The organism is Christiangramia flava JLT2011, assembly GCF_001951155.1.
GTDB classification, from domain to species: Bacteria; Bacteroidota; Bacteroidia; order Flavobacteriales; family Flavobacteriaceae; genus Christiangramia; species Christiangramia flava.
Genome location: NZ_CP016359.1, coordinates 2,452,846 through 2,469,962 on the forward strand (window position 1 = coordinate 2,452,846; position 17,117 = coordinate 2,469,962).

General features: G+C 44.6%; 9 protein-coding genes. 7 read left to right on the forward strand and 2 right to left on the reverse strand.

The features are described 5' to 3' along the window. Positions 1-6 precede the first annotated feature (6 nt). From GRFL_RS10725 to pelA, 6 genes are read left to right on the forward strand one after another with little or no spacing between them, the layout of a single operon-like run. Positions 7-1,638, forward strand: a complete 1,632-nt coding sequence (locus GRFL_RS10725; protein ID WP_083644618.1) for a glycoside hydrolase family 43 protein — start codon at positions 7-9, stop codon at positions 1,636-1,638. A 2-nt stretch (positions 1,639-1,640) separates the two neighbouring features. Next, positions 1,641-4,439, forward strand: coding sequence for a glycosyl hydrolase family 28 protein (locus tag GRFL_RS10730; protein WP_083644619.1), 2,799 nt, complete (start codon positions 1,641-1,643; stop codon positions 4,437-4,439). Then, on the forward strand, positions 4,440-5,240 hold the full coding sequence (locus GRFL_RS10735) for a rhamnogalacturonan acetylesterase (protein ID WP_083644620.1): 801 nt from the start codon (positions 4,440-4,442) through the stop codon (positions 5,238-5,240). Positions 5,241-5,242: 2 nt separating this feature from the next. Then, positions 5,243-7,159, forward strand: coding sequence for a pectinesterase family protein (locus tag GRFL_RS10740; RefSeq protein ID WP_083644621.1), 1,917 nt, complete (start codon positions 5,243-5,245; stop codon positions 7,157-7,159). After that, positions 7,152-7,952 (forward strand): rhamnogalacturonan acetylesterase, encoded by an 801-nt coding sequence (locus tag GRFL_RS10745; RefSeq protein WP_236995790.1) that lies wholly within the window; start codon positions 7,152-7,154, stop codon positions 7,950-7,952. Before GRFL_RS10740 ends, GRFL_RS10745 begins: the two co-directional genes overlap by 8 nt. A gap of 13 nt (positions 7,953-7,965) precedes the next feature. Beyond that, positions 7,966-9,048, forward strand: a complete 1,083-nt coding sequence (pelA, locus tag GRFL_RS10750) for a pectate lyase (RefSeq protein ID WP_083644622.1) — start codon at positions 7,966-7,968, stop codon at positions 9,046-9,048. 354 nt (positions 9,049-9,402) lie between these two features. On the opposite strand, the gene GRFL_RS10755 is transcribed toward pelA, so the two are convergent. Both GRFL_RS10755 and GRFL_RS10760 read right to left on the reverse strand, forming a co-directional pair. Further along, on the reverse strand, positions 9,403-10,998 hold the full coding sequence (locus tag GRFL_RS10755) for a glycoside hydrolase family 32 protein (RefSeq protein ID WP_083644623.1): 1,596 nt from the start codon (positions 10,996-10,998) through the stop codon (positions 9,403-9,405). A gap of 2 nt (positions 10,999-11,000) precedes the next feature. After that, on the reverse strand, positions 11,001-12,323 hold the full coding sequence (locus GRFL_RS10760; protein ID WP_083644624.1) for a sugar porter family MFS transporter: 1,323 nt from the start codon (positions 12,321-12,323) through the stop codon (positions 11,001-11,003). A gap of 309 nt (positions 12,324-12,632) precedes the next feature. On the opposite strand from GRFL_RS10760, the gene GRFL_RS10765 reads away from it, so the two are divergent. Continuing rightward, entirely contained in the window at positions 12,633-16,985 is a 4,353-nt protein-coding gene (locus GRFL_RS10765) for an MBG domain-containing protein (RefSeq protein WP_083644625.1), read from the forward strand. Positions 16,986-17,117 lie beyond the last annotated feature (132 nt).

Genomic DNA, 17,117 nt, shown 5'->3' on the forward strand with positions numbered 1-17,117 from the left:
GAAATCATGAAAAAATTTACCTCAGTGCTGTTCTTTGGATTACTGGCTATGCTTAGTTTTCCGCAGGAGAACAAAGAACTATCTGAGGTTTGGGTGGCCGATATGGGAGATGGAACCTACCAGAACCCCATTTTGTACGCCGATTATTCCGATCCTGATGTGACCCGGTTCGGAGACGATTATTTTATGACAGCCTCCAGTTTTAATGCCGCTCCGGGATTGCCAATTTTACATTCCAAAGATCTGGTGAACTGGGAACTGGTGAATTATGCCCTTCCGAAGCAGTTTCCTGAAGAATTATTCCAGGTTCCTCAGCATGGAAATGGCGTTTGGGCGCCCAGTATCCGGTCCCATAATGACCAGCTTTACATTTACTGGGGTGATCCCGATCAGGGAATTTTCATGACCAAGACCAGTGACCCCTTCGGAAAATGGGAAAAACCAGTTCTGGTGATGGAAGGCAAGGGACTGATCGATCCCTCCCCGCTGTGGGATGATGACGGAAAAGCCTATCTCGTTCACGCTTATGCCGGAAGCCGGGCGGGAGTGAAAAGTCTTATTTCTGTGAATAAAATGAATGAAGATGGAACCAGGGTACTGGACGCCGGCAGGCATGTTTTTGATGGTCACGACCAAAACCCAACCATTGAAGGCCCTAAATTCTACAAAAGAAATGCTTATTATTACATTTTTGCTCCCGCCGGTGGTGTCCCTACGGGGTGGCAGCTGGCCCTGCGTTCCAAGAATATTTACGGGCCATACGAAGAAAAAAAAGTCCTCGAACAGGGAAGCACCAAAATAAATGGTCCCCATCAGGGCGCCTGGTTGCAGACACCGCAGGGCGAAGACTGGTTTTTTCATTTTCAGGACCTGGAAGCCTACGGAAGGGTGGTGCATCTCCAGCCCGTAAAGTGGGAAAATGACTGGCCGCTGATGGGTAAAGATTTTGACGGGAACGGTGTAGGCGAACCTGTTCAAACCTACAGAAAACCGAAGACCGATAAGGATTATGATATCCTGACACCTCCAGAATCAACTGAATTTGACCAGGACAGCCTTGGCCTCCAATGGCAATGGAATGCAAACCCCGAAGTGGTATGGCACGCACGGCTCCCTGGAACCGATCACCTTCGATTATTTTCCATCAAAACTCCGAAGGAAGCCGAAAACTTATGGCTTGTTCCTAATTTGCTTTTGCAGAAATTTCCAGGCCCAGATTTCAGGGTGACCACCAAAATACAACTGTTCCCCGAAGAAGCTGAAAGTGGGAAGACCGCCGGCCTCATTGTGATGGGAATGGATTACGCTACCTTAAATATTTCTCATGACAGGAACGGTTATTTTATTCAACAAACTCGGGCATTAAAGGCGAATGAAGGCGGAAAAGAGGAAGTGCTGGAAACGCAAAGGCTATCCTCCAAAACTGCTATTTTCCGGGTTGAGGTAAGCGCTCCAGAAGCGACCTGCCAATTCAGCTACAGTGAAGACGGGCAGAATTTTAAGAAAATCGGGAAGCCTTTTACGGCAAAACCAGGAAAATGGGTCGGAGCCAAAATAGGCCTTTTCAGCATCAGTTCCCCGGAAGTCAAACGTGGAGGTTATGCCGATGTTGACTGGTTTCGAATTAGCAAAAAATAAGCATGAAAAAAATATTGTACATACTTCTTGCGAGTTTGTTGGCTGGTTTCAGTCAGCACGGCATCGCCCAGAAACTTGCACCTGTTGATGCCGCATTGTACCAAAACCTCGAATTCGATATGCCAAAGGTTGAAGTCCCACAGTTTCCTGATTTCACAGTGAATTTACCGGATGTAGGAGGAAAGGCCGATGGGATTTTTGATAACTCCGAGGCTTTTTCAAAAGCTATCAATAAGGTGACGGAAGCCGGCGGCGGAAAAGTTGAAGTGCCTCGTGGCATCTGGTTTACCGGGCCAATCGAACTCAAAAGCAATGTGAACCTGCATCTTCAGGAAGGTGCGCTGGTCATTTTCAGTGCGAATTTTGAGGATTACGAACTGGTAGAAACCAGTTTTGAAGGCCTTAATACGCTTCGGAATCAATCACCGATCAGTGCTTTGAATGCCGAGAATATCGCGATCACCGGTAAAGGCGTCATCGATGGAAGCGGCAATGCCTGGCGACCCGTCAAAAAGGGCAAAATGGCTCCGGCCAACTGGAAAAAACTGGTAAAATCTGGCGGAGTGCTTTCCGAAGATGGGGAAATGTGGTTTCCATCAGAAAGTTCCCTCAAAGGCTATACGAGCAGTTCCAATTTTAATGTCCCAGACCTTATCGATTCCGAAGAACTGCAATCGGTAAAAGACTTTTTACGTCCCGTGATGGTGAGCATCAGGAATTGTAAAAACGTGTTGCTAGACGGTCCAACTTTTCAAAATTCACCGGCCTGGAACCTGCACCCGCTGATGAGCGAAAATATCGTCATCAGGAACCTCACGGTGCGCAATCCCTGGTATTCGCAAAATGGAGACGGCCTGGACCTGGAATCCTGCCGAAATGTATTGATTTACAATAATAGTTTTGATGTGGGGGATGACGCGATTTGCCTGAAATCTGGTAAAAACGAGGCAGGCCGGGAACGTGGAATGCCTACGGAAAACGTAGTGATCTCCAACAATACGGTTTATCACGCGCACGGTGGCTTCGTGGTGGGAAGCGAGATGTCTGGCGGCGTGAACAATATTCATGTTTCTAATTGTACGTTTATCGGTACTGATTCTGGTGTGAGATTCAAAAGTACCCGAGGACGCGGCGGACTGGTAGAGAATATCTTCATATCCAACATCGATATGATTGATATTGGTTCAGAGGCGGTGCGTTTCAATATGTTTTACAACGGAAATTCGCCGGTCCTGGATCCAGACGAAGATGCGAAAAATGAAGAGCGGGACGAGAAGCTGGTGGAAGTGAGCGAAAAAACACCCATTTTCAGAAACATTTTCTTGAAAAATATTACCTCTACCGGCTCCAAAAAAGCAGGGATAATGGTTGGACTGCCCGAAATGAAGCTGGAAAATGCCGAGCTGGAAAACGCTGTTTTTGAAGCAGAAGAAGGTTTTACGCTCATCGACGCGCAGCAAGTGCGCTTGAAAAATGTAAAAATACTTCCGGAAAATGGTCCCTCGCTGGTGATTTATAACAGCAGTGATATTTCCGTAGAAAAACTGGAAACCAACGAGACAAATGCTTCGGAAGCTATTCAGGTTTTGGGAAAAACCAACAATATCGATCTTTCCAAAAGCGGTGTTTCCGAGGAGCAGATTCGGTATGGAAAAAAAATCAGTAGAACCGAAAAATCGAGATCGAAACTGATCGAAGTGACCAATTCCGAAGAATTGATAGCTGCACTGGATGAACCGAAACCTGGAGATTCCATTGTGCTAAGACCTGGGAGTTACCAAATCGAACAGCGTTTGTACATCAACGACTCCGGCGATAAGGACCGAAAGATCTACCTGGTTGCCGATTCCGTTTCTGAAAGACCATTGCTGGATTTTTCAGCCCTCAACGAAGATTCCTCGCACCAGGGAATCGTGCTCAAAGCCGATAACTGGCATATCAGGGGTCTTCGTGTTTTCAAAGCGGGTGACAATGGAATGCAGGTTCGTGGGAATAATAATGTGATTGAATTCTGCAGTTTTTCAGAATGTGCCGATACCGGCTTGCAGCTGGACGACGGCGCTTCCAATAATACCATTCTTAATTGCGATTCGTATTTCAATGCCGATTCCAAACTGGAAAATGCCGATGGTTTTGCCGTGAAGATGGATGTGGGTTCAGGTAACCGTTTTATTGGCTGCCGCTCCTGGAACAACCTCGATGATGGCTGGGATGGCTATTTGCGGGAAGCCGATAATATTCAAACCACTTATGAGAATTGCTGGGCGTTCAATAATGGTTTTTTAAAGAATGGAAAAAAAAGTAGGGGCGATGGAAACGGTTTCAAAACCGGCGGGAGTGATCTCAAAAAGCGTAGCCATAATGCTACGTTCTTTCAGTGTATCGCGGTGAATAATGCCAGCGACGGATTTGATCACAATAGCAATCGCGGAGAAATCTCCATTCTGAACTGCTCGGCTACCGGAAATGGTCGAAATTTCGCTTTTGCGGAAAAGAATAGCCTCCGGAAAATTACCATTCTGAACAGCCTGGTTTTAGGAGAATTTGGAAAATATAATGCAGAGATTGAAAAGGTCGAAAATAACAGCTGGCAACTGGATTTCCCAATTTCAGAAAATGACTTCGATTCGATGGAAAGTGCGGAACTTGCGGCCCCTCGACAAAAAGATGGAAGCCTGCCTGAAATTTCCTTTTTCAGGCCTAAGCAAAGCAGCAAAGCAGCAACTGCCGGAAAACCTCTCGATAATTCAGCCTCCGGTTGCTGTACTTATTTAGGAGCTTTAAAACCTATAGAAAATTAAATGAGAAACTGGAAAAACTTAACCGCAATCATTTTGGTGACCATCTGTTGTGTTGCGTTTTCGTCACAGGAAAAACCTGTGAGGCTTTACCTGATCGGAGATTCTACAATGGCCGATTATACCGGCGATTACGATCCAGGCAAAGATTATATGGAAACGCGTTACCCCTTGACCGGCTGGGGGCAGGTATTCCAGCAATTTATGGTAAGTGATAGCTTGCCCCAGCTGGAGAAACTGGTAAAAACTGACAGTATATTCGTGGATAATCGGGCTCGAGGTGGCCGGAGTACCCGTACTTTCTTCCAGGAAGGCCGGTGGCGATCTGTGTACGAAAATCTGAAACCCGGAGACCTAGTCCTGATGCAGTTCGGTCATAATGACGCCGCTGAAAATAAACCCGAGCGCTATGTGGATATTGAAGGTTATAAAGAATTTTTGAGACTATATGTTCAGCAAACTCGGGATAAAAATGCCATTCCCGTGATCCTCACCCCAGTCGCTCGAAATTATCCCTGGGAAAATGCGCGCCTGGAAAATGTACACGGGGAATATTACCAGGCTGCCAGGGATGTCGCTGCCGAAATGCAGGTGTTGATGATCGATCTAAATCGTTTATCGATGGATTATTTTTCAGAAAAAGGCCGGGATTATGTAACCGCAAATTATTTTATGAATCTGCCCGCAGAAAAGTATACGGCCTACCCGGAAGGCTTGAGTGACAATACACATTTTCAGCCGGAAGGAGCTAAAGCAGTGGCTCAGCTGGTCTTTAATGCCATGAAAAATCTGGAAGTAAATTAATAATGAAACTAATTTATTTAAAATATTCGCCTTATAAATTTATGGTTTTGTTCCTGTTGATCATTATGGCAGGTGGTTCGTATGCGCAGAAAAAAGAAATCAAACCGTATACGATCCAGACCACTTATGAAAAACTGAAAAAAGATTATCCGTTTGTAAAACCCATTCAGCCGCTGGAAGAAAAAGTCTTTACTTCGGAAGAGGATGTGGTTTATAAGCAGGTAAACGGCGTCTCTCTGAAAGCCGATATTTTTATTCCCACAATTCAGAAAAACGAAAAATTTCCGGCAGTGTTGCTCGCACATGGTGGCGGGTGGCTCACCGGCACCCGGGAAAATCTTCAAATAATGGCACAGCACCTGGCTAAAAACGGTTTTGTGGCGATCACGGCCTCCTACCGTCTGGGCACTGAAGCAGCCTATCCGGCAGCTGTCCTGGACCTTAAAGATGCAGTAAAATGGATGCGGGAAAATGCGGAACACTATCATATTGCGGAAAATAAGATCGCGATCCTGGGAGCTTCTGCCGGGGGGCAGTTGGCCTCTCTGGTTGGCGTGACTGCGAATGATGATCGTTATCAAACCGGAAAAAAGGAGGTTTCAGATGAAGTACAGGCCATCGTAAATATTGACGGAATTCTGTCATTTATTCATCCTGAAGCCCAGGAAAGCTGGATGGCTGCCACCTGGCTTGGTGGCTCTCAACAGGACGCTTACGAAAAATGGAAAGAAGCCTCTCCGTTGGAATATGTTGATCAAAATACACCTCCAACACTGTTTATTAATAGTTTACAGCCAAGGTTTCACGCCGGCCGAGAGGAAATGATCGCGATCCTTCAGCAGAATGATATTTATTCGAAAGTACATACCGTCAGTGGGAGTCCGCATGCTTTTTGGCTATTGCAACCCTGGTTCGAGGAAACGCTGAAAGCGACCGTGAATTTCCTTAATAAGACCCTGAAATTTGCTGAAAATAAGCCCTACCGGGAGATTTGGGTGGCGCAGGACGGTTCCGCAGATTTTAAAAGTATACAGGAAGCGGTGAATTCCACTCGCGATCTTGGTCCTTCGGAAGTTGTGATACACCTTAAAAATGGCGAATATCACGAAAAACTGGAAATTCCATCCTGGAAGCATCAGTTAACGCTGGTAGGAGAAGACCGGGAGAAAACACTGATTTCATACAACGATTTTTCCGGAAAGCTGGATTCGCTCACCGGTAGAAAATTGTCCACATTCACATCGGCTAGCGTTACGATAAAAGGAAATGATATTCATTTTAAGAATCTGAGCATTCAAAACACTTCCTGTGGCGAAGGTCAGGCCGTGGCACTTCACGTGGAGAGCGACCGGTTTATTGCTGAAAATTGTACGATTCTTGGCTGCCAGGACACATTGTATACCGCTTCGGAAGGAAGCCGGCAATATTATTTCAATTGTTATATCGAGGGAACTACCGATTTCATTTTCGGCGAAGCCACTGCGGTCTTTGAAAATTGTGAGATTCACAGTTTAAAAAATTCCTACGTAACGGCAGCCGCAACGCCAAAAAATCAGGATTTTGGTTATGTTTTTCTGAATTGCCAATTAACGGCGTCTGATGAAGTAGAGGAGGTGTACCTCGGGCGACCCTGGAGGCCTTACGCCAAAACCGTCTTTCTCAATACCGAACTTGGCGCGCATATCCTTCCGGAAGGTTGGAATGCCTGGGAAGGAGATGAAATGTTTCCGAATAAAGAAGATACCGCCTATTACGCCGAATATCACAGCTTCGGAAAGGGCGCCGCGCCTGAACAAAGAGTCTCATGGTCCCATCAGTTGACCGATGATGCTCTTCAGGAATACAGTTTGGAGAATATTTTCAGGACAGGTGATTCCTGGTTTCCGAAGAATGAAATTGAAAGAATAAATAATGAATGAGAATATGCTGCAGTTGTTTCCGAAGAATTGGACGTTTTGCCTTTTGATCTTATGTGTGATGAATTTATCGGCACAGGATCATTCACCCACCTTGTTTCTCATAGGAGATTCGACGATGGCAGATAAAAAAGATCCTGATAAAAACCCTGAGCACGGCTGGGGGCAAATGCTTCCGGAATTGATGACTGCTGGTATTAAGATTGACAATCATGCGGTGAACGGCCGAAGTTCGAAAAGTTTTATCTCAGAAGGGAAATGGGAAGCAGTTAAAAGAAAGCTGCTGCCTGGTGATATCGTATGGATCCAGTTTGGGCATAATGATGAAAAGATCAAGGATTCCACAAGGTTTACCAACCCTTTTACGCAATACTGGCACAACCTGGAGAAATACGTTCGGGAAACCCGTGAAAAAGGAGCTACCCCTATTTTGTCGAGTTCGATTGTGCGTCGAAATTTTAATGAAGAGGGCGTACTCGTAGATACGCATGGGGAATACCCGCTCGTAACCCGCCTGGTGGCTGATAAAATGGATGTGACATTCATAGATCTGCAGTGGATCACTGAAAAACTCGAAATTCAGTACGGCCCGGAAAGGTCCAAACTATTGCATTTGCACCTCGAACCGGGAGACGATCCCTATGAACCTGAAGGCAGGCATGATGATACGCATCTTTCAGAACTCGGGGCAAGGCTTGTGGCGAGCCTGGCACTCCAGGAACTGGGCAAACAGGAATCTGCTCTGGAAAAATATATTCTTCCGGAAGTGATTTCAACAGAAATACTTAAAAATTAAAGAACGATTCAACATGAAAACGATAATTTTCAGGCTAAGCCTGTTGCTTTGCGTGAGTTTATTCAGCATTCAGTTAAGCGCGCAATCTTATGATAAGATCCTGGGAAAGGTAAATATGAAAAAGGAGGCCTGGTTTGGCGAAAAGGAAGCCAGAGAGATTGCAGATCATATCCTGTTCTATCAAAATGAAGATGGTGGCTGGCCTAAAAATTTTGATATGGCCAAAGAACCCGACCTGGAAAGAATGGCCAAACTCAAGATCGAAGGCTCCCATTTGCTGGCCAGCACGATCGATAATGGAGCCACTCATACCCAAATGTGGTTTCTGGCTAAAGTCTTTGAAGCTACCGGCGAAAAAAGATATAAAAGTGCATTTTTAAAAGGAATAGATTATTTACTTGAAGCCCAGTATGAGAATGGCGGATGGCCGCAATTTTACCCGCTACGCGATGGTTATTATGAGCATATCACACTGAATGATGGTGCGATGATAGGCGTAATGAAATTGCTTCGATCTATTGCAAATGCTGAAGAACCTGTTGATTTTGTAGACAAGAAGCGAATGGGGAAAGCACGCCGGGCAGTAGAAAAAGGAGTCGACGTATTGCTGAAGATGCAGGTGCCGGTAAACGGCGAATTAACGATCTGGTGCGCCCAGCACGATGAAGAAACCCTACTGCCTGCAAAGGCAAGGGCCTATGAGCTCATTTCGCTGAGCGGCCAGGAAAGCGTTGGTGTGATTGAATTTTTGATGGATATTGAAAATCCCGGAGACAAGGTTCAGCGTGCCATCAGAAGCGCTGTAAAGTGGTATGAAGAGAATAAGATCATGGGAGAAAAAGTGGTTTGGATAGATGATCCTTCATATTCCGAAGGTAAAGACCGGATTATCGTTAAAGATCCGAATGGTGGACCTCTCTGGGGTCGGTTTAATGATATAGAAACCGGAAAGCCGATGTTTGTAGGTCGTGATGGAATTATTAAAAGTCATTTGGACGAGATCGAACAGGAACGTCGAGTTGGCTACAATTACATCGATAGTTATGCTCAGTATTTGCTGGAAGTGGAATATCCCAAGTGGGAAGCAAAGTATTAATGCCTGGATAAACTTCAGTATTTCTAAAGAGACTTTTCTTAATGCTGAAAATCCATCAATTGCTGCCTGTTGCTTATTTCTGGTCGTATCCAAATGATTAAGCGCCTAGGAATTGCAAACCTACTAAACTTCTTACAGAGTTGAAATTAAGCTTCGGAATTACGAAAAAGCTGGCGGCAAAAGATGCCAAAATCCTATTAGACCTGTTTCTGAAAAAGGCTGAATCCTGAGATGCCGGTTCGCGGCAGGGAGAATATTGAAAAACACACCAGAATTCTGTTGGGCCGCTTTATCTGATAGCCTATGACTACGACATTAGCGCGCCTGGCGTTTATTCTGGCAATTTAAAGCCGCTTATTGCGGCTCTTTTTTTGATAGTTTCATCCTGACATCATACACTTTCAGGTTCTGGGGTTTCAGGCCTTCCTCCAGGATTGCAAAACTGTCGTAAGGTTTTTCGGGAAAGAAAATTTCAGTCATCACCGTTCTCCCATTATCGTAAAAGATCTCTATCGAAGTACGATCAGTAATAAAATTAACTTTGAGCGTTTCAGAATCTATCAGTCGCGGGGCTGTGGATCTTTCTCCCGAAAAATTGTCTTTAAAATTTACCATTCCAGACTTGCTGCGATCCACAAAAAATTGCTTGCTGGGAATGTCCAATCCAAACTGCAGGGTATCACCCGACTTGCTGGTCAGGGCAAAGTTGACTTTTTTCCTATCTTTCAGAGGAAGCTCGAACGTAAACTGATTTTGAAGAAAATCACCTGTATCTGTCGAGACCACAAAATTGCTTTCTCCCGAATTCTTAACGCTGATCTGTTTCCGGTAATTCTTAAATTCTCTGAAAGGTTCGGAATAGATCTGGTAAACGCTGTCTTCTTTTTTCAGGATGAGATCCCGCGGAATGGTCATGCTGCTGCGCCATTTTTCAGTAGGAACTTCCTGTGCGTACAACCAGTTAGACATCCAGCCCATAAATAAAACCCGGTTGCCCGGAAGATTGGACCAGGTAACCCCGGCATAATTATCTCTTCCGAAGTCGATCCAGAAAGGATGTTTTTCCTCTAAATTCTGCATATTTTTTTCCGGGGTGAATTGTTTTCCGTCAAAATCACCCACGAAATACTGGGTCCCCGAACCGCCATTATAACCGCCAGGATTCAAACTTTGGATCAGAACCCATTTGATCTCATCGCTTCCTTCCACTTTCATTGGAAAGAAATCGGGACATTCCCAAACACCGTTATGCGCACCTGTATTCAGACCAAATTCTGAAATTTTCTTCCAGTCTTTAAGATTTTCCGAAGCATAGAAAAAGCTGCGATCGTTTGCGGAAAGAACCATCAGCCATTGGTCGTTTATCGTATCCCGAAGCATTTTAGGATCCCTGAAATCTTTAAGTCCGGGATTGGGAATTACGGGATTGTCCTGGTATTTTGTCCAGGTGTAACCGCTGTCGTTGCTATAAGCGATCGCCTGGGACTGGTAATCGATGTCCCCGGCCTTTTCACCTTCCGGATCGTGGTATGTAAACATGGCGATTACCGGCGGAATGCTATCATTGCCAAAACCAGAAGTATTTTCCAGGTCCACAACCGCACTTCCGGAGAAGATATATCCTTTTTCATCGGGTTTCAGCGCAATATCCTGATGCTCCCAGTTGATGAGGTCTTTTGTTGTGGCATGGCCCCAATGCATAGGCCCCCAGACGTTGCCTTCCGGGTAATACTGATAGTATAAATGATAAGTTCCGTCGAGGTAGAACATGCCGTTTGGGTCGTTCATCCAGTGCTCTTCCGGGGTAAAATGGAAAGAGGGGCGGAACATTTCAGCGGGATCACTGGTGGCCTGTAAATGGTCATTTTCCGATGAATTTTTTTGATCATTTTTACAGGAAAACGTTAGAAAAGCCATCAGACTTATCGATACTAATGCAAACTTCTTCATAGCTAAACTTTTTTTAGGGATAATTCTTCGGAAAGCTCCTCGAGCGATTTTCCTTTGGTTTCCGGCATCATAAATATCACAAACAGCAGCTGTAGTACCATCATGAACGCAAAGACGGCAAAAACACTCCCGGCACCTATTGCGCTGATCATGGACGGCATGAGCGAAGGAATGATCGCGGCCAGCAGCCAGTGTGTGGAAACCCCGAATGACTGGCCGGCAGCCCGAACGCTGTTCGGAAAAATTTCAGCAATAAATACCCAGATCACCGCGCCCTGGCCAATGGCGTGAGAGGCGATAAATAGGAATAGGAATAATGGTACATAGAATCCGGACCAGTTCAGGAAAAAGGCGGCTGAAACCAGGGATAGGGAAATGATATAACCTATAGAGCCAATATACATCAGTTTTTTCCTTCCCAGGCGGTCAATCAGGAATACGCCAAAAAGAGTAAATATCAGGTTGACCACGCCAATCCCGATACTGCTTAAAAATGCTGTTTCCTCTCCCAGTCCCGCTTCCTGGAAAATCCTTGGCGCGTAGTATAAAAAGGCATTGATCCCTGAAAACTGGTTGAAGAAGGCGATCAGGATGGCCAAAATCAATGGATATCGGTATTTCCTTGCAAGAATGTTTTCTTTTTTCTGGGGTTCGTCTATCTGACTTTCGATTTCCTGAATTTTCTTATTTACGTCGAAATCGGGATCGATGATCTTCAAGGTTTTTTCGGCCTCCCGGATTCGGCCTACTGAAATCAGCCAACGCGGACTTTTCGGAATCGTAAAAGTAAACAGGATATAGATGAAGGCCGGAATTGCTTCCACACCCAGCATCCATCTCCACGGCTCTTCGCCGGTATCTCTTAACAGGTAATTGGAAAGAAATGCAATAAGAATTCCAAGTACGATATTGAACTGATAGAGCGCGACCAGCCGGCCACGATCTTTTCCCGGGGCAATTTCTGAAACATAGGCCGGGGCGGCAATGGTAGAAGCGCCAACGCCCAAACCGCCAATAAACCTGAAAAAAGCAAAAATGTACGGGCCGTCTACCAGTGCCGATCCCAGTGCTGAGATGAAATAGAGTACCCCAATAATGATCAGCGTTTTCTTTCTGCCGAGCTTATTGGTAGGAATACCCCCGAAAATGGCTCCCACAACCGTTCCCCAAAGTGCCATGGCCATGACAATGGTGCCATGCACAAAATCTGAAGTTCCCCAAAGCTCCTGCAATTGTTGATCGGCTCCCGAAATAACAACGGTATCAAAGCCAAAAAGAAATCCGGCAAGCGCTGCACAGATAGACCAGAGTAAAATTTTATTCATAAGAGTGATGCTTCATTAGGAAACAGTGATGATTCGTAGGATTTATGAATATATAAATATTTGTGAAAATTTATGATAGATTGCTGAAAATGACATGGAAATCTTCCATCTAAAATGACAGTTTGCGTTTTTTGGCGATAGAATTATTGATTTCTTCGAAAAGTTATTTAGAAAACATTTTAGAAATAAAAAATGAATTTTATTTACTGAATATTCTGAAAAATAGAAAGTTAGCCCTGCCTGGTTTAAATTTCAGAGTGAGTGATTCGGCGGTCTCGCCAATTTAGTTCAACCTTATTATTTTTTACGATGAAGAAAATACTACTTTCTTCAGAAGCAGTAAAAATGTTCTTTTGCACATTTTTACTTACTCTGATTTTTTCAGGTTTTGGCTATGCTCAAACCGTGGCGACAGATAAAGATGATTATGCGCCGGGAGAATATGTGATCATAACGGGCACAGGCTGGACACCCGGTGAAAAGGTGGTTTTTACTTTTGAGGAGGACCCGAAACCCGAGACCTGTATCAATTCTCACAATTTTTTTACATATGCAAGCGGTGCCGGTGATATTTATTACGATGAATTTCTGATTAAGGAGAATCATGTTGGTGTTGCTTTCGTACTTACAGCATTAGGAAGTGATTCTAAATTAATCGCGAATGCCTATTTTACAGATGCTAATAGCGATATTAAAATTTCTGCGCCTGAAATAGCTGAGAAGTTTTCGAACATAACAATCTCTGCACAGCTCACTCAAAAAGGCAATCAGAGCTGCGAGGGCTGTGTTGGTCAAAACAAAGGGATATCTGGCAGAGATATCATTTTTTACATTTATGGAACTTATATAGGTGAAGCTAAAACTAATTCCGAAGGTTCTGCTACTATAAGTTATACAGTCGAGTTACCGATTGGTAATTATAATGGGGTAAATGGTATAAAGGCTGAGTTCAAAGGAGATCCAAATAAAAATCCCTACGCCGGATCGGAATTTTCAAAAAATTTGCAAGTAATAGGATCACAATGTACTTCTCCCAATATCTCTTCCGAGCCTTCATGGCAATCTAAAACCTACGGTGAAAATGTTTCATTTTCGGTAGTGGCTTCAGGAGACGCGCTGGCTTACCAGTGGCAGGTAGATACTGGTTCGGGGTTTCAAAACCTTAGTGATAATCTTTTTTACTCGAACACTTCCACTGCCACTTTGCAAATTACTAAGCCTTCCGTTTCTTTTACCGAATCTCAGTATCGCGTGGTTGTTAGCAATTCCTGCGGGACGGTGTATTCTGCTGCGGCTGGTCTCCAAGTAAAAGCAAAGGATATTACTGGGATTTTCACTGTTTCTGATAAAACCTATGATACAAATACTTTGGCTAGCATTACCAGCATTTCTCTAACAGGAGTGTTGCCTGAAGACCAGGTCAGTATTTCGGGAGGCACTGCCAATTTCTCTGATCCGAATGCTGAAACAAACAAAGCTGTATTTCTGACCGGTGCGCAACTTTCAGGAGCTCACGCGGCAAATTATAAATTGCTATCGGTAAGTACTGCAACTGCCACTATTTTCAAGGCAATTTCTACTACTACAGTTACCATTAATGGTGGACCTTTTACTTATAGTAATGCACCTATAGAACCAGCAACCGTGACTGTTACCGGAGTAGGATTAAATTTGAGTCCGACAGCCACCTATTCTGATAACATCACAGCGGGAACTGCTACAGCCAGTTATAGTTACGATGGTGATGACAATCACTTCCCGAGTAGTGATTCGAAAACTTTTAATATTGGTAAAGCCGATGCTGTAATTTCCGTAGTGGGTTACTCCGGAATTTATGACGCCCAAGCTCATGGAGCCAGCGGATCAGCCAAAGATCTTTCAGGTAATGACCTTGCCGGGCTGGATTTAGGAGCATCTTTCACCAACGTACCCGGTGGAACTGCTAACTGGACGTTTAAGGATGTCACCGGAAACTACAAAGACGCTTCCGGTTCAGTAGAAATTGCCATTCAGAAAGCCGATGCTGTAATTTCTGTAGTGGGTTACACCGGAATCTATGATGCCCAGGCTCATGGAGCCAGCGGATCAGCCAAAGATCTTTCAGGGAATGACCTTGCTGGGCTGGATTTGGGAATATCCTTCACCAACGTACCCGGCGGAATTGCTAACTGGACATTTTCGGATGTTACCGGAAACTACAACGACGCGTCCGGTTCAGTTGAAATTGCTATTCAGAAAGCCGATGCTGTAATTTCCGTGGTGGGTTACTCCGGAATTTATGATGCCCAGGCTCACGGAGCCAGCGGATCAGCCAAGGATCTTTCAGGTAATGATCTTGCCGGGCTGGATTTGGGAGCATCCTTCACCAACGTACCCGGCGGAATTGCTAACTGGACATTTTCGGATGTTACCGGAAACTACAACGACGCGTCCGGTTCAGTTGAAATTGCCATTGAAAAGGCAGATGCTACGATTTCCGTGGTGGGTTACTCTGGAATTTATGACGCCCAAGCTCATGGAGCCAGCGGATCAGCCAAGGATCTTTCAGGGAATGACCTTGCCGGGTTGGATTTGGGAATATCCTTCACCAACGTACCCGGCGGAATTGCTAACTGGACATTTTCGGATGTTACCGGAAACTACAACGACGCTTCCGGTTCAGTTGAAATTGCCATTGAAAAAGCCGATGCTACGATTTCCGTGGTGGGTTACTCTGGAATTTATGACGCCCAGGCTCATGGAGCCAGCGGATCAGCCAAGGATCTTTCAGGGAATGACCTTGCCGGGTTGGATTTGGGAATATCCTTCACCAACGTACCCGGTGGAATTGCTCACTGGACATTTTCGGATGTTACCGGAAACTACAACGATGCTTCTGGTTCAGTTGAAATTGCGATTCAGAAAGCCGATGCTGAAATTTCCGTGGTGGGTTACTCCGGAATTTATGATGCCCAGGCTCACGGAGCCAGCGGATCAGCCAAGGATCTTTCAGGTAACGATCTTGCCGGGCTGGATTTGGGAGCATCTTTCATCAACGTACCCGGCGGAATTGCTAACTGGACATTTTCGGATGTTACCGGAAACTACAACGACGCGTCCGGTTCAGTTGAAATTGCCATTCAGAAAGCTCCTTTAACGATCACTGCAATAGATAAAGATAAAACCTATGATGGAGTTCCGTTTGCAGGAGGGAATGGCGTAAATTATGCTGGTTTCGTGAATAATGAAACAGAACTTGTCCTTGACGGTCTACTCTCTTTCGGAGGCAGTAGCCATGGTTCCGTTGACTTCGGAGTTTATGAAATTATTCCTCAGGGATTAACCAGTGTCAATTACGACCTTCATTTTATTTCTGGAACCTTAAAAATTAATAAAGCTACGTTAACTGTATCGGCAACGAATCTTTCCAAATATTGCGGGCAGGATAACCCTAAGCTTATAATGGAATATTCAGGTTTTGTTAACCAGGAAAGCGAAGCAGTATTAGATTCAAAACCTGTTATTTCTACAACTGCTACTTGGGGAAGCACCGGTTCGTCATATCCTATCACCGTATCAGGTGGATCAGATAACAATTATGATTTCAATTATGTAAATGGAGAGCTTACGATAAATTCAATTTCTATTGACGCCAGCTCCAGTAGTACTCCGGTTCAGTTAGGTAGCAATGCCGTTTTACAGGCCAATGTGATGCCCGCTGTACCTGGAGTGAGAGTTAGCTTTTACCTGAATGAGAATTGGAAGGGCGAAGCCTTAACCAATGAACAGGGGATGGCAGCCTTATCTGTAGCGGGATTGCCTGCCGATGTTTATATTGTGAAAGCGGTGGCTGGTTCAGGTTGTGATCAGTCAGAAGCTTACTTGCCGGTCTACGATCCTAACGGCGGTTTTGTTACCGGCGGTGGCTGGATCGATTCTCCAGCAAATGCCATGGAATCAGGGGTTACCGGAAAGGCCAATTTTGGATTGAACGCAAAATATAAATCAGGAAAAAATAATACTACGGAAGTTGATGGGAATACGAATTTCCAGTTCAAAGCCGGTGATCTCAATTTCTCCAGTTCCAGTCATACTGCAATGTCTCTGGTGATTTCGGGTGCTAAGGCAACCTATACCGGTGAAGGAACAATTAACGGTCTTGGAAATTATGAATTCCGCTTGATTGCGATAGATGGTGACTTGCTTGGAAACACTGCTGATAAATTCCGGATTAAAATTTGGGAAAAAGGAGTTCCTTCAAATGTAGTTTACGATAACAGGCGCGGGGCTTCCGAAGCTGCTGACGACGCCAGTCTCCTTGGCGGCGGATCAATTGTGATCCATAAGCCCAAAGGTAATAAGGAAAGCGAAAGCCTGTCCAAACCAATTGCTGTCACTAAAACGCCTATTGAAATAAGTATGATCAATAATTTGGGAATAGCGCCGAACCCGGTTTATGATCTTGCTGAAATAAAGGTTTCCATGCTACAGGATGCTTTCGTTAAGATCAAGCTTTTTGACCTGAGCGGAAGAATGGTAAGGGATATTTATAGCGGAAAGATCGCTGCGGGAATGGAGCAGATTATTAATTTTGAAAAAAGAAACCTGATGAGCGGCATGTATATCTTAAAAGTCTATTCGGAAAACGGGCAGACCATGGAAAAACAGATCGTGATTAAATAACATTTTCAGCAAACAAAAGCCCGTTTAGAACGGGCTTTTTTAATTCTTAAAAAACACAACATAACAGACCGCTTCCGTCTTTAAAATTTTGTTTTTTTTAAACTATAGCGTTAAATCTTACACAATTAATTT